The organism is Arsukibacterium sp. (assembly GCF_036735525.1).
In the GTDB taxonomy this organism is placed as follows: domain Bacteria; phylum Pseudomonadota; class Gammaproteobacteria; order Enterobacterales; family Alteromonadaceae; genus Alishewanella.
Map to the genome: position 1 here is coordinate 1 of NZ_DAINOE010000002.1, position 22,254 is coordinate 22,254.

Sequence of the window (22,254 nt, forward strand, 5' to 3'; positions counted from 1 at the left end):
ACGGCCGATTATTGCCATGTCTTCTGACGATGTTCAGGCCGAAGGATTTGATAAAGTGTTCCTAAAGCCTTTGAATTTTCAACAACTCAGGCAATTTTTACAACAATTAGATGTGGTCCCTGTACTTGATCTAGGATTAAGCGAAGAACTCATTCAGTTGTTTTATCAAACATTGGCGCAAGACACAGCTTCGGCTATAAATGCGTTGCAACAAGCCGATTGGCAAAGTATGGCTCGAATTGCTCATAAGGTTAAAGGAGGAGCCGCTAGTTTTGGCGAATTAACACTAAGCAACCTGGCTAATGATCTGATGCAGCTGCTGAAAAGTCCGGTAACAGAACACACTAAACAACAAGCAAGCCAACATTTTGTATCTACTTTACAGCAGGTTGGGAGCCAGGTTCATGGCTGAGAAAAAAATACTGTTAGTAGATGATGTTGATTACAGCCGGCAATTACTGCGAAACAACATTATTGCTCTAAGTAATGAAGGTCAGCTCAAGCAACGTCAGTATAATTTTTACAATGCCAGTTGTGCCAGTAATGCGCTGAGTATGTTTAGTATGCAAAAGCCGGATCTGATATTTTTAGATATCGAACTACCTGATTGCTCCGGCCTTGATTTATTGGAAAAATTTAAAAAGAGCCGGCCAGAATGTATTATTATTATGGTCAGTGCCAATAGCACTCTCGAAAATGTACAAGCCAGTCTCAAAGCCGGGGCAAGCGGTTTTATTGTCAAACCCTTTACTGGCGATAAGATATTGTCGGCGCTTAAGTTATTTGAAAGACATTGCCGGATAACAGAGCAAGATTGACCGTGTTTGATACTGGTCAACACCAGCAATTATTTGCTATGGTATAAGATGTAAACCGGAATAACGATAAGGACTCACCATGCGGCGTATTGCCCTTTTATGTTCATCCCTGCTTATGCTGGGCGCCAGCAACCAGCTGTTGGCAGCAGACTTTCACCAGGTACCGGTTCCGGCGGATGCCCGAGAATTTGCCCGGCTTGATACCAAACTACCTGCGGTGATGAGCTATTTCAGCCAGCAATCTATGCCAGCATTACAACAATATTATCAACAGCAGTTAGGCTCGCCACGCAATACGCAAATGGTACATGGCCGCTTAAATCTGTACTACAGTGTTGGCCAACGCTCGGTGCGTATTTTGATTTCTGAGCAGCAAGATTGGCGTCAGGTTGATATCATGGTTGAATAACCAGGCTCAAGGCCTGGCCATCTGCAGCACTACCCTGCGGTTTGTGGCCCGGCCCAAACTGGTTTCATTGGAAGCCACATGCCTACGCTCACCATAGCCGTCTACCCGCACTTTATCCTCAGTTACCCCGGCATCCAGCAACAAAGCCTTTATTTTATTAGCGCGACTAAGTGACAGTTGCTCATTCATCCAACGACCACCGAAACTGTCGGTATAACCTTGCAGTTCTATATAGTCGATATCTGGATCGTGTTTAAGGTATTCAGCAACCTGAGATAACCTACGGCGAGACTCCCGGGTCAACTGATCGCCGCCACTTTCATAACTCAGTACAATAAAGGCAATATCTTCAAAGCTGTATGGTAATAAATTAGCAATACACTGATTAAACTGATGATAGCTGGAGGGAAACTGCACCGGATTTAACGCCGCAGCAATACGATCATAGGGGCTGTACCAATCGGCAAAATAAAACGTTGGGCTAAAGCCCTGCTCCAGCTCAGTCAATAAGGTCCAGGCGGTTTTTTTCGGGAGATCACCATTAAACTGTTTTAACAGCTTCATGCTGGCCACGGCTTTACTCGGCTCACCGGGGCGCCACTGTGGCGGTACAGACAGCACTTCTGCCAAGCCGTAGTGATCGGGCAGCCGCAGCATTTTTAGCTCAAAATCAATATTTAATGCCCGGTTGGCGACACTAGTGAAGACCGCGGTACCAAAGTTTGGAATAACGTGTTCCAACCGGCATTGGATTGGAGTAGCACTACTGAGTTGCCACTGCGATTGTTGCAAAGTGGCAGAATATTGACGCAACTGCGTCGGGCTGGCCGACAAAGTCCAACTGCTAAGCAGCAACAGCAGCGTAAGGCTGCCAAGGGTATTCACTTGCATCTGTCTATCCTGTGCTAATGAAAATGGCCTGTATCAACAGGGAAGTTAAAATATCTAAGCAAGCACTATGCCGAAAGCAAGACGGCGCAGGCTTTTTTTGGCATACTAGCGCCGAATTCTGATAATGGTTTGATTATGACAGCTCCTTCATCTTTATTGTCGCGGCGTTTTCGCGGCTACTATCCTGTAGTTATCGACGTGGAAACGGCAGGCTTTAATGCCACTACCGATGCGTTGCTGGAAATTGCTGTTAATTTACCGACGATGGATGAACAGGGCCAGTTGCAGCCCGGTGAAACCCTGCATTTTCATATCGAACCCTTTGAGGGCGCTAACCTGGATGCCAGCTCATTGGCCTTTAACGGTATTGACCCTTTTAACCCTTTACGTGGGGCAGTGCATGAGCGTGAAGCCATTACAGAAATTTGTAAAGCAGTGCGCAAAGCACAAAAGGAAGCAGGTTGCCAACGCTCAGTCATAGTGGCGCATAATGCTACCTTTGATCAAAGCTTTGTTAATGCGGCTATCGCCCGTCTCAATTATAAACGCTCACCGTTTCACGCTTTTGTGTCTTTTGATACCACCAGCTTGTCGGCACTGGTACTGGGGCAAACCGTACTCGCCAAAGCCTGTCAGGCAGCGGGCATTGAATTTAACAGCAAAGAAGCGCATAGCGCCTTGTATGATACTGAGCGTACGGCAGAATTATTTTGTTTTATGGTCAATCGCTGGCAGCAACTCGGGGGCTGGCCATTGCCCGTTAGTGCAGATGACTCGGATGCTGGAGACAATGAAAATGCTGATGAGATTGCCACCGCTTAAAGGCCGCAGCTCGGATCACCAGACCAGCAACGCCGGCCTGGTGTCATATCAAAGATTACTCAGCCGTGGTGTCAGGCTGATGACGGGCAGCAGCTTCTTTGATAATAGGTTGCAACTCACCACGCTGAAACATTTCCAGCACGATATCACAACCACCAATTAACTCACCTTCTACCCACAACTGCGGAAAGGTTGGCCAGTTTGCGTAAGCCGGCAATTCAGCGCGGATATCCGGATGCTGCAGTATATCGACAAACGCAAATTGCTCACCACAGGCAATCAGTGCCTGTGAAGCCTGCGCAGAAAAACCACAGCTGGGGAATTTAGGCGAACCTTTCATAAAGAGTAATATTGGATTTTCGGCAATTTGTTGCTTAATTTTATCCAGCGTTTCCATAATAACCTCGTCGATGACATGTAATTTAGCTATTTTACCGTGTTTAGGCCGCAGTTACACTTGAGATTTCAATAAAAATCCCCACTAAGCTATAAGTCGTGCTTGCCTTGGCACAAACCGAAGCAGGCTAAACATCGTATAATAACGTTAATAGCCAGAGTACAGCTTGAACAGTACAGCTTAAACTTGAGTATTTTAGTCAGGTTTTGTAATCTGGTTTGTGCAGACACATGACATCACACCAATGGAGATCAACAATGGCCTTTGAATTACCCGCCCTGCCCTATGCAAAAGATGCTTTAGTACCACATATTTCTGCTGAGACGCTGGAATATCACCATGGTAAGCATCACAACACCTATGTCGTTAAACTAAACGGTTTAATTGAAGGCACCCCTTTTGCTGATAAATCTCTGGAAGAGATCATTCGCAGCAGCGAAGGCGGCGTATTTAACAACGCAGCCCAGGTATGGAACCACACCTTTTACTGGCACTGTTTATCTCCAAATGGCGGCAAAGAGCCTACTGGCGCTTTAGCCGATGCCATTAATGCTAAATGGGGCTCATTTGCTGCTTTTAAAACAGCCTTTAATGACAAAGCCGTCAATAACTTTGGTTCCAGCTGGACCTGGTTAGTGAAAAAAGCTGATGGCAGCCTGGACATTGTTAATACCAGCAACGCCGGCACCCCGATTCAAGACGCTGCAGTGACTCCTATCATCACTGTCGATCTGTGGGAACATGCTTACTACATTGATTACCGTAACGCCCGTCCAACCTATCTGGATGCGTTCTGGGCTTTAGCTAACTGGGATTTTGCTGCGAGTAACTTCGCTGGTTAACAGCACTGTTCAGCGCCTTATGGCTACATAACCCGGCAACTGCCGGGTTTTTTCTGCAGTTTAACCGCGCATCACCGTCCGCATTAGTTTACAAAATCTCAATTGTCGGCAGTCATCTCATTCGCTTAAATCCGCGTAATTAAGACTAAACAACGGATTTTTCTGTCAATAAGTTCAGCGAAGCCCCGTTTTACTGTCTAACCTTAAGTTAACAGCTTAGTTTGAATCCCAATGTTAATGGCTGGAGGTGCATATGGGTATTTTTGAGCACTACAAATCGCGCTATGAGGCTAGCAGAGAGGAGGAGTACAGCATTCAGGAATTCCTGGCGCTGTGTAAGGAAGATAAAAGTTGTTACGCCACCGCGGCAGAACGCTTACTAATGGCCATTGGCCAACCTGAACTGATAGATACCGCACAAGATCCAAAATTAAGCCGCTTGTTTTCTAACAGAGTTATCGCCCGTTACCCAGCGTTTCGGGAATTTTATGGCATGGAAGACGCCATAGAGCAAATCGTCTCCTATCTGAAACACTCCGCTCAGGGGCTGGAAGAGCGCAAACAAATTCTGTATTTACTAGGCCCTGTTGGCGGTGGCAAATCGTCCTTAGCCGAAAAACTGAAATTTTTAATGCAACAGGTACCAATTTATTATCTGAAAGGCTCCCCGGTGTACGATCATCCGTTATCCCTGTTTGATGCCGCAGAAGATGGCCAGATTTTGCAGCAGGAATATGGCATTCCAAAACGCTATTTACGCAATATTTTATCGCCCTGGGCCAGTAAGCGGCTACATGAGTTTAATGGCGATATCAGCCAGTTTACCGTGGTGAAAAAATATCCGTCTATTCTTGATCAGATTGCCATTGCCAAAACAGAACCCGGCGATGAAAACAACCAGGATATTGCCGCCTTAGTCGGTAAAGTCGACATCCGCATGTTGGAGCATTTTGCCCAGAATGACCCCGATGCCTACAGTTATTCAGGTGCTTTGTGCCGGGCAAATCAGGGCCTGATGGAGTTTGTGGAAATGTTTAAAGCGCCGATTAAGGTGCTGCACCCATTGCTCACGGCCACCCAGGAAGGTAATTATAACGGCACTGAGGGCCTGGCTGCACTGCCGTTTGACGGCATTATTCTGGCCCACAGTAATGAGTCGGAATGGCAAACATTTCGTAATAACAAAAACAACGAGGCATTTTTAGACCGGGTCTATATTGTTAAAGTACCCTATTGCTTAAGGGTCAGCGAAGAGATGAAAATCTACCAGAAACTGCTGGAACACAGTGAGTTAAATCAAGCCCCCTGTGCGCCTGGCACTCTAAGTGCGCTGGCACAATTTGCCGTGTTATCACGCTTAAAAACCCCAGATAACTCAAGCATTTATTCTAAGATGCGCGTATATGATGGCGAGAGCCTGAAAGATACTGATCCTAAGGCTAAATCTTATCAAGAGTATCGGGATTATGCCGGGGTAGATGAAGGCATGACCGGCCTGTCTACCCGCTTTGCCTTTAAAATTTTATCGCGGGTGTTTAATTTTGACAGTACTGAAGTAGCTGCCAACCCGGTACACCTGTTTTATGTGTTAGAGCAGCAAATTGAACGGGAGCAGTTTGCTGCCGATGTAGCCGAGCGCTATCTGGAACATCTGAAGGGCTACCTGACACCAAAATACATTGAGTTTATTGGTAAGGAAATTCAAACCGCCTATCTGGAGTCTTATTCTGAATACGGCCAGAATATTTTTGATCGCTATGTGATTTATGCCGATTTCTGGATCCAGGATCAAGAGTACCGCGATCCGGAAACCGGCCAGCTGTTTGACCGCTCAGCACTGAATGCCGAGCTGGAGAAAATTGAAAAACCAGCGGGGATAAGTAACCCAAAAGATTTTCGCAATGAAATTGTTAACTTTGTGCTCAGAGCCAAAGCCAAAAACAATGGCAAAAACCCCAGCTGGACTAGTTATGAAAAACTCAGAACCGTTATTGAGAAAAAAATGTTCTCCAGCACCGAAGAGCTGTTACCGGTAATTTCTTTTAATGCCAAAACCAGTACTGAAGATCAGAAAAAACATGATGACTTTGTCAACCGGATGATGGAGAAGGGCTATACCCGAAAACAGGTCAGATTACTGTCAGAATGGTATTTACGGGTACGTAAATCGCAATAACCGCCGGAGGTAGTATGGCGCATTTTATTGATCGCCGGCTCAATGGTAAAAACAAAAGCGCAGTAAACCGACAGCGCTTTATTCGGCGTTATAAGCAGCAAATTAAAAAGGCAGTGTCTGATGCCATTAGCCAGCGCAGTGTCACCGACATTAGCAGTGGTGAAAGTGTCACTATTCCGAAAAAGGACATCAGTGAACCTTTTTTTCACCAGGGAAAAGGTGGTCGCCGGCAAATTGTGCACCAGGGTAATGATCAATTCAGCCCGGGCGACCGCATAAAACGTCCAGAGGGTGGCGCAAGCGGCAGTGGTCAGGGTGATGCCAGTCAGGATGGCGAGGGCGCAGATGAGTTTGTGTTTTCCATCTCCAAGGAGGAATACCTCGACTTGCTGTTTGAGGATTTAGAGTTACCAAATCTGCAAAAAAACCAGCTGGATAAGCTGGTGCTTTACAAAAACGTTCGCGCGGGTTACCGCTCGCAGGGCGTGCCGTCAAATATTGATATAGTCCGTTCCTTACGTGGCTCACTGGCACGTAGAGTAGCGATGCGTGCTGATAAAAAACGTCGCCTGGCCTTATTAGAGCAAGAGCTGGCAGAGCTGGATAAGGCGCCAATAGCCGATGAGCAACAGCGGCACTTATTAACAGAGCAGATCAGCGAATTGCGGCAGCGTATTGCCGCTGTTCCTTTTATTGATAGCTTTGATTTGCGCTTTCGCAATTTTCAGAAGAAACCTGAACCCACATCCAAAGCGGTGATGTTTTGCCTGATGGATGTGTCGGGCTCGATGGATCAAGCGACCAAAGATATGGCGAAACGCTTTTACATCTTGCTGTACTTGTTTTTAAGCCGCAGCTACCGCAATGTCGAGGTGGTGTATATCCGCCATCATACCCAGGCCAAAGAAGTAGACGAGCAGGAGTTTTTTTACTCGCAGGAAACCGGCGGTACCATTGTCTCATCGGCGTTAAAACTGATGCATGATATTGTGACCGAACGTTATGATCCAACGCAGTGGAATATCTACGCCGCTCAGGCCTCAGATGGCGATAACTGGACAGATGACAGCGCGCCCTGCGCTGAGCTACTGGCCAATAAGTTGCTGCCGCTGGTGCGTTACTATGCCTACATTGAAATTACTCAGCGCGCTCATCAAAGCCTGTGGCACGAGTATGAAAAACTGTTGAGCCAGTTTGATAATCTGGCGATACAACCGATCCGCAATGTCAGTGATATTTATCCGGTATTCCGGGAATTATTTAAAAAGCAGGCCGCGTAGGCCCTTGTGCTAAATCTTAGCTAACGAGTGAGGCGATTATGGCCAAAGCAAGCAAACAAGCCAGTCAATGCCTGCCTGACGGGCCAGACTGGAACTTTGAGTTACTGGACGCCTACCATCAGGAAATTGCCCGGGTGGCTGCACACTATCGGCTTGATACTTACCCGAATCAGATTGAAGTGATCACCGCCGAGCAAATGATGGATGCCTATTCCAGCGTGGGCATGCCGCTGGGATATAACCACTGGTCCTATGGCAAAAAATTTATTCAGACCGAGCAGCATTATAAACGCGGCCAGATGGGGCTGGCGTACGAAATTGTGATCAACTCCAACCCTTGTATCGCTTATTTAATGGAAGAAAATACCATTACCATGCAGGCACTGGTGATGGCACATGCCTGTTATGGTCATAACTCCTTTTTTAAAAATAACTATCTGTTTAAAACCTGGACCGATGCCGGCTCTATTATTGATTATCTGGTGTTTGCCAAACAGTACATCAGCCGCTGTGAAGAAAAATACGGTATCAGTGAAGTAGAAGATACGCTGGATTCCTGTCATGCGTTAATGAACTACGGCGTAGATCGTTATAAAAGACCGCAAAAAATCTCGTTAGAAAATGAGCAAAAGCGCCAGCAGCAGCGTGAAGACTATTTGCAGTCGCAGGTAAATGACTTATGGCGCACTATTCCGCGCCAGGCGGCAGCCACCGAGCAACAAAAGCTGCGCTTTCCGGCCGAGCCGCAGGAAAACATGCTGTACTTTTTGGAAAAAAATGCCCCTTTACTCAAGCCGTGGCAGCGCGAAATCGTGCGCATAGTACGCAAAATTTCGCAGTATTTTTATCCACAAAAACAAACTCAGGTCATGAATGAAGGTTGGGCTACATTTTGGCATTACACCATTTTGCAGCACCTGTACGATGAGGAAAAAGTCAGTGATCGTTTCATGCTGGAAGTCCTGCACAGTCACACCAATGTAGTGGCACAGCCTGACTATAACAGCCGCTATTACTCAGGCATTAACCCCTATGCGCTGGGCTTTGCCATGTTTTGCGATATTAAGCGCATTTGCCAGGCGCCAACGGCAGAAGATAAAGAATGGTTCCCGGATATTGCTGGCAGTGACTGGCTGGACACGCTGCACTTTGCTATGCAAAACTTTAAAGACGAGAGTTTTATCAGCCAGTATTTATCGCCCAAAGTTATTCGCGACTTTCATTTATTTGCCGTGGTCGATGATGAACAACAAGCCGCGTTGGAAGTGGCTGCTATCCATAATGCCGAAGGCTATCAACGTATCCGGCAGATGTTGTCGGCGCAGTACAATTTGAGCCAGATTGAGCCCAATATTCAGATTTATAATGTCAATGTGAACAGCGATCGGGCGCTGACCTTGCGCTATATTCCGCAAAACCGGGTGCCGCTGGCAGAGAGTGCCAAAGAGGTGCTGCGCCACCTGCATCGGTTATGGGGCTTTGAGGTTATTTTACAGCAACAGCAAGAAGATGGCAGCCTGACGATCCTCTACCGTTGCCCGGAGCCTGCACAGGTATAAACCAACAGTTTAAGCTCTTGGACAATGTCACTCAGTTAAGCTTCTGACTCTGGCACAAAGCAGCTGACTTTATTACGACCGTCTACCTTAGATTGATACAAGGCTTTATCAGCAGCTTCAATCCAGTTGGTATGGTACTGCATATGCTGGTCGCGCTGTGCCAATCCCAAACTGATAGTGACCTTTAGCTGCTGCTCGTTGTAAGGGATCAGCAACTTTTCCACTTTGCTTCGAAGCCGCTCAGCCAGATAGTTAGCTTGCTCTAAGGTGGTATCGACCAGCAATACTGCAAATTCTTCGCCGCCATAGCGCCCTGCTAAGTCGGTGCTACGCAAGCTGCTACTAATCACCGCAGATACCGCTTTAATGACCGCATCGCCTGCGGCATGACCATAGGTATCATTGACCCGTTTGAAATGGTCTATATCACACATTAATAAAGTGCTGATATGCTGTGAGTAGCGTTGTAAACGGGTGAATTCTTGTTTTAACCCATCTTCCCAGTGGCCGCGATTGCTTAGTTGAGTCAGAAAATCAATCTTTGACAGCTGACGCAAACGACCATTCATCGAGGCCAGTTCCAGTGCACTAACCGCTGCATCTGTCATATCATAAATAATAAAACACAGATGAGTGACATTGCCGCGACTGTCAGTGATAGGAAATATAGTGCTGTTCTGATACATGTAATCAGCACTACCGGTAATGGGCCGATAGTTTTTAAACTTGAAGATATAAGGACGCTGCTCCCAAATAGTAAAAGCCCGGTTTTTCAACAGCATCACCGGATCGCACTTGCGTCTGAGCCAGTCTTCATCAATTTCAGGGAATAAATCAAACAGGTATTTGTCTCGCACCTGCCTTGGCGTTAAGCCACTGTGATTTTCCATAAAGCCATTCCAAACCTGGATGCGGTAGTCACAATTAAGCACCACTAATCCCACATCCACCGTTTGGAACATATCCATTAACCAATGAATTTCTGATACATCTACCTGCGCATTGGACATCGTTATTCTTCCAGCAAAAAGGCGACTTTATAGCTCAGTGTTTTTAAGCTGTCTTCGGTAAATAATAATAACAAATCACAATTTATCTGATGATTTTCAATGCCGTAGCTGAGCTCAATCGCCAGCGTTTTACGCCAGCGCTGCACATTAGCTTTAATCAGTTCACTGACTGGCGCATGCTGCCCCAACACCACAGGGTGGCCCTGGCTAAAACTCATGTCAATTTGCTCGGCTATACCTTTTAACACTGAGCCAATTAAGATATTGGCAACATCCATCAGTAATTCGAGTTCGATTGCTGGTGTCAGCTCTCCCTGGTAATTCATTAAAGTGGCGATATCTTTAAAACTGGAGTCGGTCAAAATTAGCAGGGCTTCGCCTGCGACACCGCCACCAATAAAGCCCTGACAAACAGCCGAAGTGCTGGCTTCACCTTCAATCGAGGCCAGCGCCATATGCAATTCACTGACTTCAATAAGATTAACATTAGGTATAGGCAGCTTAACAAAAACATTGAGCAAGCGCGCTAATAAATCCCCCGCCTGGCCCATAGCGACATTGGTAATTTCCTGAAACACATCGCGCATTTCATTACTAATCTCGACTTTTTTTCGTGCCAGGGGTTCAGCGGTTTTACGATGGGCACTGGGTAACTCTTCTGCACCGACTGATTGTAAAATATGCTCGAGTTTTGCCCGGTCGACCGGTTTTTTAATAAAATCGATGGCACCCAGCGCCATCACCCGTTGATAGGCTTCCGGCTGCACATCACCGGACACCACCACAACCTTTACCGCTAACTCACGCTGTTTTAATTCAGCCAACACCTGATAGCCATCCATGGTAGGCATATTTAAATCCAGAAAAAGCCAGTCGATGACCTTGTTTTGCAAAGTCGCCAGGGCATCTGCACCATGACCGGCAAAACAGATCCCCTGCTGCCACTCTTGTGGTAGTATGCGGGCAAGTTGTTTGCGGGCTAAGTTGGAATCATCGCATATCAGAACTGCGGGCGTCATCAGATCCTCGTTACAAAACAGATATAGCTCATCATAGCCGCTAACCGAGCAGAATAAACCGTTAACCGCAATTTTTTGCTGTTTTTTTCTAAATTTTATGTCGTTATGCTGATTTTGATCAAACAGGAATTCGAAGATGCGCTCTAAAAGCTACTTTTTATCGTCACATTTTGTTGCCATGTTAACCTGCCTGATGGCGTTATTGCTTAGCTCTGATAGTCTGGCCTATGACATTAATCGAGGCCTGACATCCAGGCTCAGCGAAGTAAAGTCGGGTCCGGAGCAGGTGGTATTGTTGGGGCAGACGCAACAAGTCGGGAATAAAGCACCAGCATTTAAAGTGGTGGACAATCAGTTCAGAACTATCCACTCTACTGATTTCGCAGGAAAAACCCTGCTTATTAGCGTAGTGCCCAGCATTGACATTGGCATTTGCTCACTGCAAACCCAGCGCTTTAACCGCGAAGTCGCGCAATTACCGGCTGAGGTCAGGGTCATTACCATCAGTACAGATTTACCTTTTGCGCAAAAACGTTTTTGTCAGGCCGAGCAAATTGATGCGATGCCGGTTCTATCTGATGCGGTATGGCGTGATTTTGGTAGCAAATACGGCTTGCTGATTAAAGATATGGGGATGTTAACCCGAACTATTTTGATTATTGATAATAAAGGTAAGCTGGCTTATAAACAATTAGTGTCAGAGTTGACAGCCGAACCCGACTATGACGAGGCCTTGAGCCACTTGCAGCAATTGTTAAAGCAATAAGCTCCTGCCTATTATTGAAACATAAGGTTCGCGATAAAAAGCATACTATTAAAAAGCCTGGCCCAAAAAACTACGCCAGGCTTTTTTGAAAGCGTTAACTTACCCTAACAGCGTAACTAATTTTGCGCTGACATCATCAACAGCAAGGGTACCATCCAGGTGATGATACTGGGTATTACCTGCATCTGCTTCCTGCCGGTAGTAACCAACCAGTAACTTCGTTTGCTCGTGGTAAATAGCCAAACGCTTTCGAACGGTTTCTTCGATATCATCAACGCGGATAACCAGCTCTTCACCGGTGTCATCATCTTTACCGGCAACTTTAGGCGGATTATAAGTTAAGTGATAAACCCGACCAGATGCAGGGTGCACCCGACGGCCACTCATTCGCTCTACAATGACGTCATCTGGCACATCAAATTCAATTACATGGTCTACCTTAATGCCGTTTTCTTTCATCGCATCAGCTTGCGGAATAGTACGCGGAAAGCCATCCAGTAAAAAACCTTTGGCACAATCTTCTTTAGCAATACGCTCTTTTACCAGACCAATAATCAATTCATCCGATACCAGCTGACCGGCATCCATCACTTTCTTTGCGGCCAGCCCCAGCTCGGTGCCTTCTTTGATGGCCGCTCTTAGCATATCACCGGTCGAAATTTGCGGGATGCCATATTTATTCATTAAAAATTGTGCCTGAGTTCCTTTACCGGCACCAGGAGCACCCAACAAAATTATGCGCATAGCAACACCCTCGTGTTTTGGGAATAATTACTTAGTATTAGGGTTCGGATCTTTACACAATGCGTCATTCGAAACAAGATGTTTGTCGACTGGTGCTACCTGAGGTGGCTATTTCACTCGCCTTTAGTCGATAGCCTTGACTATACAGCCGTTAAGCCCATTTTAAACGGGCTAACAGCTAAAAAGCACAATTTTAATAAGACTTTTGTTACTGCTATCGACTAAAGTTTGTAGCATGTTAAAAAAAAAGCAGCCAGCGGACGCTGACTGCTTTGATTGACAGGCTGTGCATTATTTAGCTAAAGATAACAGCAGGTTGTTTAAGCGGCTAACAAAACTGGCCGGGTTTTTCAGGCTGCCGCGCTCGGCGAGCAGCGCTTGTTCAAACAGCACCTCGGCCCATTGTTTAAAGCGACTTTCATCGGCTTCATCAGCAATATGTTTCACTAGTTGATGCTCCGGGTTCAGCTCAAATATCGGCTTCACCTCAGGCGCTTTCTGGCCAACAGACTCCATGAGCTTGATCATCTGAGTGCTCATATCAAACTCATCGGTAACCACACAGGCCGGGCTGTCGGTTAAACGGTGGCTGACTTTGACATCTTTTACCTGCTCACCTAAGGCCGTTTTAAAGCGCTCGACCACAGATTTAAAGGCTTCTTCGGTTTGCTGTTGCGCCTGTTTGGTTTCATCATCATCCAGCTTGGATAAATCCAGGCCGCCTTTCGCGACTGAGCGCAGTTTTTTGCCGGCAAACTCAGATAAATGCTGTACTAACCATTCGTCGATACGATCTGATAATAACAACACTTCCAGCCCTTTTTTGCGGAACACTTCCAAATGCGGGCTGTGCTTGGCGGCTTCAAAACTGTCTGCCACCAGGTAGTAAATTTCGTCCTGCTGCTCTTTCATGCGGCCGACATAGTCTGCCAGTGACACCTGTTGCTTGCTGTCATCCTGCTCGGTTGACGCAAAACGCAATAAGCCGGCAATTTGCTCTTTGTTGGCATGATCTTCAGCCGGGCCTTCTTTTAATACCTGACCAAATTCATTCCAGAACAACTGATATTGCTCAGTGTCTTTCGCCAGTTTTTCCAGCATCTTCAGGGCACGGCTGGTACAGCCTTTGCGCAGGCTCTGGCTGACTTTAGTGTCCTGCAGGATTTCACGCGACACGTTTAGCGGTAAGTCACTGGAATCCAGCACGCCCTTAATAAAGCGCAGATAGCTTGGCATAAACTGCTCAGCGTCATCCATAATAAAGACGCGTTGTACGTAGAGTTTCAGGCCATGCTTCGACTCACGGTTCCACATATCAAATGGCGCTTTTTTCGGCACATACAGCAAGCTGGTGTAGTTTGAATTGCCTTCAACCTTGTTATGGCTCCAACTCAGTGGCTCACTCCAGTCATGCGAAATATGCTTGTAGAATTCCTGATATTCTTCATCTGAAATATCTGACTTATCGCGCGTCCACAAGGCGGTAGCCTTGTTCACCGGCTGCCAGTGCCCCTCTGTTGCGGCTATGGTTTCGCCGTCTTCTTCACGCTCTGGTGTGCCTTCCTGCCACATCTCCACCGGAATGCTGATGTGATCAGAGTATTTAGTGACAATACTTTCTACTTTCCAGCGCGTTAAAAATTCGTCTTCGCCGTCACGCAGGTGCAATACAATGTCAGTACCACGGCTGGCTTTGCTGATAGGGGTAATGCTGTAATCGCCCTCGCCGGCAGACTCCCACTCTACGGCCGCATCTTCGGCAGTACCGGCTTTACGGGTACGCACTGTCACCTTATCGGCGACGATAAAGGCTGAGTAAAAGCCAACACCAAACTGGCCAATCAATTTAGAATCTTTACTTTGATCGCCCGACAGCTGGGAAAAGAATTCTTTGGTGCCTGATTTGGCAATAGTACCTAAGTGAGAAATCACCTCGGCTTCATTCATACCGATGCCGTTATCACTAATGGTCAAAGTACGCGCTTTTTCATCCAGGCTAATACGCACCCGCAAGTCGCCATCATCCGCATACAGACTGCTGTCTGATAAGGCTAAAAAGCGCAGTTTGTCGGCTGCATCAGAGGCATTAGAGACTAGCTCACGTAAAAAGATTTCTTTGTTTGAATACAGCGAGTGGATCATCAGCTGCAACAGCTGTTTTACTTCCGCCTGAAAGCCATGGGTTTGTTTTTGCCCCGTCTGGGTAGCAGTGGTGTCACTCATTGATAATTCCTCAACCAAATATTGTTAGTGAACAAAGTCGGGCATTACGCCCTGTTACCAGGCAGTATATGGGGAGGGCTGGCGCTAAATTCAAGCGGTCAGATTAAGTGTTTGGGATACAGCGGCCGCTTAAAAACTTTTGCGGCCACTAAAAGCATGGGATAAGGTTGAGCCATCGAGATATTCCAGCTCGCCCCCCACCGGCACCCCTTGTGCCAGACGACTGACGGTGATCTGCTGCTGATGACACAATTCCGCAATATAAAAGGCGGTGGCTTCGCCCTCGACCGTTGGGTTAGTGGCGAGGATCACTTCCTCTATCTGGCCGCTGCGGATAAGCGCAGCCAGACTGTCTAGCCCTAGTTGCTCAGGGCCAACGCCGTCCAGCGGTGATAAATAGCCCATCAAGACAAAATAGCGGCCACTAAAGTGCCCGGTTTGTTCAATGGCCAGCTGATCAGCTGCTGAGCCGACTACACAGAGGATACTAGCTTGCTGGCGCTGTGGGTCGACACAAATCGGGCACAGCGGCAATTCGCTAAAGGTACGGCAACACTGACAATGACCAATCTTTGCCATCGCCTCGGTTAAGGCTGCACCTAATTTAGCACCGCCACTGCGATTACGCTCCAACAGTTGAAACGCCATACGCTGCGCCGATTTAGGGCCCACTCCGGGTAATAAGCGCAGCGCTTCAATCAACTGCTGCAGTAACGGCGTCAATTTTGCCATCTGGGGTGTTAGGCCTTAAAAGGGTAATTTCATACCCGGTGGCAATTGTAAGCCGCCGGTAATTTTTGCCATCTGCTCTTTGTTGTTTTCTTCTACCCGACGCACGGCATCATTAATAGCGGCAGCCACTAAGTCTTCCAGCATGTCTTTGTCATCCGCCAGCAGGCTGTCATCAATACTGATGCGCTTCACATTGTGGTTTCCAGCCATGGTCACTTTTACCAAACCGGCGCCGGCTTCGCCTGTGACTTCCATCAGGGCAATTTCAGCCTGTGCTTTTTGCATCTTTTCCTGCATGGCTTGCGCCTGCTTCATGATGTTGCCCATTCCACCTTTAAACATAATTTTTTCTCCGGATTAATTACTGGCGACAAGATAAAGTCTTGACCCGCATTTTACAAGCGTTACCCGCGTTAACTGCCTTAGCTAACCTGCAGGCTGTCTGGCAATAAGCTTGCCTGAAACTGTTGTTGTAGCTGCAGAATATTCGGATCCTGCTGCAATAAACGGCTGACATAGTGCCGCCGCTCTTGTTCGATACGCTGCTGAATTGCCAGTGGACTTTGCGCCACCTCGTTCTGGTAGTTAACGGTTATCTGCAGTTGTCGCTGCAATGCCGGCTCAAGCAAACGCTGCAAGGTTAGCCGAAAATCAGGCGTATCTAAGTGTTGCTGGCTGCTGGCAACCGTCAGCTGTAACTGGTTTTGCTGTAACGCCATGGCGCTGTGCAATAAAAATAGCCGCATCAGGCCACCAACCGTTAATTGCTCAATCAGCGCGGCCCAATTATCTACCTCAGCGGCATAACGAATAGAGAAATTCTGCTCATTAATTTCATCACTAAACTCTGCCCGCTCAGTACTCTGATAGACCTGCTGCCACAATGATTCGGTAAGCTGCTGTTGCTCAGCGAAGTCATTATCTGCACTGCTATCAAAACCATCATCTGAGCTGCTATCAAAGGGGTCAATACCTGAGACATCATCGACGAGCTGCTGATTAGCCCTATCAGGCTTAGCAATAAGCACTTCTGCAGCTGGCTCAGGCTGTGATAATGGAGCTGTGTTTATATCTGGCGCATGCTGGATAACTGGCATAGGCTGCGCCAAGGGGCGCTCAAACTTTTTTGCAGGCGGCACTCTTGGCTGTTGTGCTGATGGCGGTGGCGCACTGGGCACTTTAACGGCTGTCGACGTGACACCGCGTCGCTGTAATATGCTTAAGGTAAGTGAATCCATACCGGGCGCAGCGGCCTCAGGTGCAGACTCTGCTGTTGGCTCTACTGTTGGCTCCGCTGTTGGCTCCGCTGTTGGCTCTGCTGTTGGCTCTGCAATTGGCTCTGCAATTGGCTCTGCGGTTGGCTCTGCGGTTGGCGCCGCTAGCCCAGCAGGTGGCGTTGCTGTTAATGGCGCAGCAGACTGTATAACTTTGGGCTGAGCAACAGTGCTAGTAGTGGGCCCGGTCGCATCAACAGCTTGCGGCACAAAGGCCAGCGCCCGCAATAAACTCATCTGCAGACCGGTAAAAGGATCAGGGGCATAAGGCAGTTCACGCTTGCCGCTTATCAGTAACTGATAATACAGTTGCAAGGCTTCCGGACTTTGCGTTGATGCGACTTGCTGAATAAACGCGGGCTCTGCTGCCAGCTGCGCGGCCGCAGGCTGTAATTGGGTCAGGGCAGCCAGATGCAGTAATGACAGCATATCATCCAGTACCTGGCTTAATTCGGCTTGCTGGCTGGCTACGGCTGCCAGTTGCTGCTGCAACTGTGCCAGATCACGGGTTAATACCGCCTGCAGTAATTGCTCAGCAAAACGTTGATCCAATAACCCCAGCATACTGCGGATCACATCCGCATCAATATTGGCATTACTTTGCGCTATAGCCTGATCGGTCAAACTTAAGGAATCACGCAAGCTGCCTTTCGCCGCTTTCGCTAACAGGGCCAGGGCATCATCCTGATAAGGAATTTGCTCTTGTTGTAGTACAAAAGCCAGATGCTGTTGAATTTGCTCTGTGGTCAGCGCTTTTAAGCTAAATTGCAAACAGCGTGATAATACCGTCACCGGCAGCTTTTGCGGATCCGTGGTGGCCAGTAAGAATTTAACGTGCGGCGGTGGCTCTTCCAGGGTTTTTAGCAGCGCATTAAAACTGTGCCGCGATAGCATGTGCACTTCATCAATCAGATACACCTTAAAACGGCCACGGCTGGGTGCATATTGCACATTATCAAGTAGGTCGCGGGTGTCTTCTACTTTAGTGCGCGATGCGGCATCAATTTCCAGTAAATCCACAAAATTACCGGCATCAATTTCCAGGCAAGCGCTGCACTCCCCACAAGGGGTGGCAGTGACACCGGTTTCACAGTTCAGACTTTTGGCAAAAATACGCGCTATAGTGGTTTTACCGACACCACGGGTGCCGGTAAAAAGGTAGGCATGATGCAATCGGTTGCTACCAAGGGCATTGGCCAGAGCCGTTTTAACATGTTGCTGACCCACCAGCTGTGCAAACTGTTGTGGTCGCCATTTGCGGGCTAATACCTGATAACTCATGCGTTGCGGGATCCTGCGCTGACTCGCTTAAAGCACAGCCTAAACTTATTCGCCGCTATACTCAACCAGACTAAAAATATTTAAGCCTAATTGCTGCAAACGGCTCACACCACCCAGCTCGGGTAAGGTAATGACAAAGGCTGCATCATGCACCTCGCCACCTAAGCGGCGCACCAGTTTAGTAGTAGCATCTATAGTACCACCGGTCGCCAGCAAATCATCCACCAGTAATACTTTATCACCGGCCACTATCGCATCGGCGTGCAACTCCAGCGCGTCTTCTCCGTATTCCAGGGTATACGCCTGGCTGATACGTTCACGCGGTAGTTTGCCCGGTTTACGGACCGGCACAAAAGGAATACCCAATACATATGCCAGTGGCGCGCCAAAAATAAAGCCACGGGATTCAGTACCAATAATTTTGTTTATACCTTTATCCGCATAAAAAGCAGCAAAAGCATCAATTACTTTTTTAAAGGCGGCACCGTCTTGCATCAGGCTGGTAACATCACGAAACACTATCCCTGGCTTAGGGTGATCAGGTACCGTTTTGATCACTTGCTTTAATTCAGTCGCTAACAGCTGAAAATCCATAGAGCCTCCAGACTTTATATTAAAATTTGCAGCCAACGGACTATTGGCACTAAACACAACAGGGCGACAAATACGGCCACAAAGGCCAGAAACTGCCACAGGTTAAACGAATCTTTAAAATTGTCGTCAGCCATCATACTCACTCTTCTAAGCCCGTATTAATTAATCAGGGTACCGCATTCAAAAAGGCCGACCATGGTAATGAATTTGCCCGCTTTTGAAAAGCTTTAGTATTAACACTTAATCTATGGTCATTTGTTTAAATGGGCTCTCTAAACAAAAACCCCGCTGTTTAAAGCGGGGTTTTATCAGGATAAACAGCGCTTATCAGAAATTGTAAGCGATATTGGTGAAGAAGCGACGACCGTAAAAGTCATACTGCGAATACAGTATGGCGTTACCTGCTGTACGCACACCTGCCGGAGAACCTTTAGGCGGCTCTTTATCGAACAAGTTAGCCACACCGAAGGTCACGTCAAAGCCCATCACATCTGTTTGTACAGAAAGTGAATGGTAGAAAGTACGTGGAGCTTCAGCGACGAAGGTGGACGGAATACCACGGTATGTGGTACGGTTTTCGTTAACAAAGTATTGATAATCATCAACTTTATCAACGTAACGTGTACTCCAGGTATAGCGCCAGCCATCACGGTTCAAGGTCGCACTCATGTTACCAATGTGCTTCGGATCACCGACATCACCCACATATTGAGATGGTGTGCTGTCCGGGAATTGCTTGAATGAACGCTCCAGTTGCACCGTGTGATCTAAACGCAGACGCAAACGACCAAAAGAGAAGTCATCTTCGTAAGTCAGCATAAAGTCACCGCCGCGCACCACTTGCTGTGATACGTTGACATAACCACCGCGCACGGTTGCTACACCATAGTCACCGGCAGTACCATCACGGCGGGTGAACTGATTACAGAACGGATCAGTTGGGAAATTTTCAGATCTGTAGCAAAGACCAATAACAGTACCACCACCGATGTTAGCTACCTGGCCATTGATTTCTACATTGTAGTAATCCGCTGAGAAGCCCCAGACGTTTTCCGGGCTCTTCCACACTAAACCAATACCCTTAGAAACAGAGGTTTCAGCTTCTAATTGACCAGCACCACCACCGGTAATTGAGGTCATAGAGCTGCCAGGCGTGACATAACTGGCTGGAACGCCACCGGCTTCACAGTTTGTTGCAACACGTGGATCAATAGTACCTTCAGCTAAACGGCCAGACCAGTTTAAGCATGGATCATTGCCGCTCTGATTCAGGAAACCAGTTTGGTTTTGCAGGTACAGTTCAAACAACGCTGGAGCACGGAAAGACGTACCACGAGAGGCGCGTACCTGGAAGCCGTTACCAATTACCCAGTTAGCACTGACTTTATAAGTCGTGCCTTTACCATAGGTAGAAACATCAGTCCAACGGCCAGAAGCCGTTAAATCAAAGGATTCTGCCAGGAACATGTCGCGCAACAGCGGAATATTAAATTCAGCATAGGCGGCTTTAGTTTCAGCACGGCCAGCCGTAATACCAGCGCCGGTAGAACCCCACAGGTTGTTGTTTAATGTTGCTTCACCTGGTACGTCATTGATTGCATCAGTCTGGTATGACACACCAAAAGCCGTGGCTACAGTACCAGCTGGTAAATCAAACAAATCGCCTGTCATAAAGGCATCAAAAGTTTGTTGTCTGTAGCTGGTAGTACCATAGTCAACATCAAACAAGAAGTCTTTCACCGCTTGTGATTGATTACCATTGATATGATCTGCGCCTAACCAGTCAACCTGCACACAAGGCTTGCCCGATACCGGTGATAAGGCACCAGCACAAGGGCCGCCGTAAACGGCATTCTGCGCCATTAACATCGCATCAAACAGGATAACTTTGGTGTCGTATGCGCCTTTGTTATAGCTATTTTGGTAAGATGCTTCCCAGGCCCAATCGCCTAAGCTGCCTTCTAAGCCTAATACATAACGATTATAGTCAATGGTAGTATCATTACCTGAATGGTCAGTCATGGCTACTGGCATATAACCAATTGCATCACCACCCCAACCTGGTAAGGTACCGCCCCGAATATAACGGCTACCGGCTAACTGTGCCGTCCAGAACTGCCGGAAGCTGTTAACTTCAGTTTTACGTTGACTCACGATTAACTCTGCAAATGCAGAAACATTATCGGTTAAATCATAATCGCCCATAGCAAACACTGATGCAGTGCGCGTTCTTGGGATCATAGACTGAAGATCCTGGAACGGGTGGTCAGCATCAGCCCAGCCGTCAGTTTCACGGTTATAAGACACCGGATACCAGCCATTAGGCACAGTCGCATTGTTTGGACCCGGTGCAGTGATTAAGCTGTCAAAGGTTGGACGGTTGTTACGGGCAAAGAAGCCATCATAGTCGAACTGTGCTTTAACGCCTGGACGGAAGTTAGACGCACCAGGTGCATAGTTAAACATCCAGATACCGTACTGCAGCGCATTACAGTGATAATCGCCGGTACGCGGATCGATAGGGTCAGTGCGCTCGCCGGTAGTTTGATCAGAGAACAACCGCTGTGGGCAAGCAAAGAAATCACGATCACCACGGGCTAATTCAGTTTGCAGGTTATAGTCACCCACTACACGAAATGAACCACGGTCAAAGGTTTTACCATAGGTAGCGTTTAACCGGTATTGTTCACCGCCAGATTCTTGCGGCTGTGAAAAGTTTGCAGTGATATTGGCTTCATCACCTCTTTTGGTGATGATGTTAATAACACCAGCTACCGCATCAGAACCGTACAGAGAAGAGGCACCATCTTTTAATACTTCGATGCGCTCAACGGCTGATAATGGAATAGAGTTTAAGTCAAAGGCTGAAACCTGGCCACGGGTACCGGCAGGACCAGCACGACGACCATTTAACAAAACCAGAGTACGGTTAGCACCCAGACCACGCATAGAAATAGATTCGTTACCCGCACCACCCGCAGTAACAAAACCTACGGTTAATGCTGATACTAACTGGCTGGAACCCGCAGCAATAGTGGTAGTCCGCAGTAATTCACCCAGAGTAGATAAGCCTTGATCTTTGGCTAACTCGGCGCTGATGATAGTGATGGGGGTAGCGTTATCCAGGCCGTCGGTTCTGATACGGGAACCGACTACCGAAATACGCTCCGCTTTTTCTTCTTCTTTTGCTTCTTCATCACTTTCGGTTTCTTGCGCACCGACACTGCCCGCTAGGGCCAGTGTTGAGACAGCACCAAAAGCAATGGCAAGCCGGATGGCTTTACTTAGCTTATCATTGGTGAACATTTGGATCTCCCTGGACCACTCTTTCGTAGAGTTTGTCGTTTTTAGTATAGTGACTATTATTTGTTACCTGAGATGTTATCTTGCGCTTAACCCAAAACAACACCATCATAA

The 22,254-nt window shown here is 47.4% G+C and carries 21 protein-coding genes; 9 read left to right on the forward strand and 12 right to left on the reverse strand.

The window, feature by feature from the left end; all coding sequences use genetic code 11:
• The 3 genes from V7D78_RS00665 to V7D78_RS00675 form a co-directional block, all read left to right on the forward strand.
• A partial coding sequence (locus tag V7D78_RS00665; protein WP_333606492.1) for an Hpt domain-containing protein occupies positions 1–412 on the forward strand: 412 nt, incomplete at its 5' end.
• Positions 405–818: a response regulator gene (locus V7D78_RS00670; protein WP_333606493.1), complete on the forward strand. Its 414-nt coding sequence runs from the start codon at positions 405–407 to the stop codon at positions 816–818. The genes V7D78_RS00665 and V7D78_RS00670, both read left to right, overlap by 8 nt.
• A 79-nt stretch (positions 819–897) precedes the next feature.
• Positions 898–1,227 (forward strand): hypothetical protein, encoded by a 330-nt coding sequence (locus V7D78_RS00675; protein ID WP_333606494.1) that lies wholly within the window; start codon positions 898–900, stop codon positions 1,225–1,227.
• Positions 1,228–1,233: 6 nt separating this feature from the next.
• Here V7D78_RS00675 and V7D78_RS00680 read toward each other — a convergent pair whose 3' ends face one another.
• Positions 1,234–2,118 (reverse strand): flagellar protein MotY, encoded by an 885-nt coding sequence (locus V7D78_RS00680; RefSeq protein ID WP_333606495.1) that lies wholly within the window; start codon positions 2,116–2,118, stop codon positions 1,234–1,236.
• Positions 2,119–2,253: 135 nt separating this feature from the next.
• Between V7D78_RS00680 and rnt the strand changes: the two genes are divergently transcribed.
• Entirely contained in the window at positions 2,254–2,940 is a 687-nt protein-coding gene (gene rnt, locus V7D78_RS00685; RefSeq protein WP_333606496.1) for a ribonuclease T, read from the forward strand.
• A gap of 55 nt (positions 2,941–2,995) precedes the next feature.
• Here rnt and V7D78_RS00690 read toward each other — a convergent pair whose 3' ends face one another.
• Entirely contained in the window at positions 2,996–3,337 is a 342-nt protein-coding gene (locus tag V7D78_RS00690) for a Grx4 family monothiol glutaredoxin (protein WP_442886488.1), read from the reverse strand.
• Between the two features lie 257 nt (positions 3,338–3,594).
• Here V7D78_RS00690 and sodB point away from each other — a divergent pair, with 257 nt between their 5' ends.
• The 4 genes from sodB to V7D78_RS00710 all read left to right on the forward strand — a co-directional run bounded on the left by sodB (position 3,595) and on the right by V7D78_RS00710 (position 9,194).
• A complete protein-coding gene (sodB, locus tag V7D78_RS00695; RefSeq protein WP_333606497.1) occupies positions 3,595–4,179 on the forward strand; it encodes a superoxide dismutase [Fe] in 585 nt (194 codons plus the stop codon).
• Positions 4,180–4,432: 253 nt separating this feature from the next.
• A complete protein-coding gene (locus V7D78_RS00700; RefSeq protein ID WP_333606498.1) occupies positions 4,433–6,355 on the forward strand; it encodes a PrkA family serine protein kinase in 1,923 nt (640 codons plus the stop codon).
• 14 nt (positions 6,356–6,369) lie between these two features.
• On the forward strand, positions 6,370–7,635 hold the full coding sequence (locus tag V7D78_RS00705; protein WP_333606499.1) for a YeaH/YhbH family protein: 1,266 nt from the start codon (positions 6,370–6,372) through the stop codon (positions 7,633–7,635).
• A 38-nt stretch (positions 7,636–7,673) separates the two neighbouring features.
• Positions 7,674–9,194 carry a SpoVR family protein gene (locus V7D78_RS00710; protein ID WP_333606500.1) on the forward strand — a complete coding sequence of 507 codons (1,521 nt, stop codon included), beginning with the start codon at positions 7,674–7,676 and terminating at the stop codon, positions 9,192–9,194.
• Positions 9,195–9,229: 35 nt separating this feature from the next.
• Here V7D78_RS00710 and V7D78_RS00715 read toward each other — a convergent pair whose 3' ends face one another.
• Both V7D78_RS00715 and V7D78_RS00720 read right to left on the reverse strand, forming a co-directional pair.
• Positions 9,230–10,204 (reverse strand): sensor domain-containing diguanylate cyclase, encoded by a 975-nt coding sequence (locus V7D78_RS00715; protein WP_333606501.1) that lies wholly within the window; start codon positions 10,202–10,204, stop codon positions 9,230–9,232.
• Between the two features lie 2 nt (positions 10,205–10,206).
• Positions 10,207–11,223 (reverse strand): response regulator, encoded by a 1,017-nt coding sequence (locus V7D78_RS00720; protein WP_333606502.1) that lies wholly within the window; start codon positions 11,221–11,223, stop codon positions 10,207–10,209.
• 136 nt (positions 11,224–11,359) lie between these two features.
• On the opposite strand from V7D78_RS00720, the gene tpx reads away from it, so the two are divergent.
• The gene (gene tpx / locus V7D78_RS00725; protein ID WP_333606503.1) at positions 11,360–11,989 is read left to right on the forward strand and encodes a thiol peroxidase; all 630 of its coding nucleotides are present in this window, start codon (positions 11,360–11,362) and stop codon (positions 11,987–11,989) included.
• A 99-nt stretch (positions 11,990–12,088) separates the two neighbouring features.
• Here tpx and adk read toward each other — a convergent pair whose 3' ends face one another.
• The 8 genes from adk to V7D78_RS00765 all read right to left on the reverse strand — a co-directional run bounded on the left by adk (position 12,089) and on the right by V7D78_RS00765 (position 22,143).
• Positions 12,089–12,733 carry an adenylate kinase gene (adk, locus tag V7D78_RS00730; protein WP_333606504.1) on the reverse strand — a complete coding sequence of 215 codons (645 nt, stop codon included), beginning with the start codon at positions 12,731–12,733 and terminating at the stop codon, positions 12,089–12,091.
• 291 nt (positions 12,734–13,024) lie between these two features.
• On the reverse strand, positions 13,025–14,956 hold the full coding sequence (htpG, locus tag V7D78_RS00735; protein ID WP_333606505.1) for a molecular chaperone HtpG: 1,932 nt from the start codon (positions 14,954–14,956) through the stop codon (positions 13,025–13,027).
• Between the two features lie 129 nt (positions 14,957–15,085).
• On the reverse strand, positions 15,086–15,688 hold the full coding sequence (gene recR / locus V7D78_RS00740) for a recombination mediator RecR (protein WP_333606506.1): 603 nt from the start codon (positions 15,686–15,688) through the stop codon (positions 15,086–15,088).
• A 15-nt stretch (positions 15,689–15,703) separates the two neighbouring features.
• Positions 15,704–16,030 carry a YbaB/EbfC family nucleoid-associated protein gene (locus V7D78_RS00745; RefSeq protein WP_333606507.1) on the reverse strand — a complete coding sequence of 109 codons (327 nt, stop codon included), beginning with the start codon at positions 16,028–16,030 and terminating at the stop codon, positions 15,704–15,706.
• Between the two features lie 80 nt (positions 16,031–16,110).
• Positions 16,111–18,243, reverse strand: a complete 2,133-nt coding sequence (dnaX, locus tag V7D78_RS00750; RefSeq protein WP_333606508.1) for a DNA polymerase III subunit gamma/tau — start codon at positions 18,241–18,243, stop codon at positions 16,111–16,113.
• Positions 18,244–18,288: 45 nt separating this feature from the next.
• On the reverse strand, positions 18,289–18,837 hold the full coding sequence (gene apt, locus V7D78_RS00755; protein ID WP_333606509.1) for an adenine phosphoribosyltransferase: 549 nt from the start codon (positions 18,835–18,837) through the stop codon (positions 18,289–18,291).
• A gap of 14 nt (positions 18,838–18,851) precedes the next feature.
• Positions 18,852–18,974: a hypothetical protein gene (locus V7D78_RS00760; protein WP_333606510.1), complete on the reverse strand. Its 123-nt coding sequence runs from the start codon at positions 18,972–18,974 to the stop codon at positions 18,852–18,854.
• A 190-nt stretch (positions 18,975–19,164) separates the two neighbouring features.
• Positions 19,165–22,143: a TonB-dependent receptor domain-containing protein gene (locus V7D78_RS00765; RefSeq protein WP_333606511.1), complete on the reverse strand. Its 2,979-nt coding sequence runs from the start codon at positions 22,141–22,143 to the stop codon at positions 19,165–19,167.
• Between the last annotated feature and the right edge of the window lie 111 nt (positions 22,144–22,254).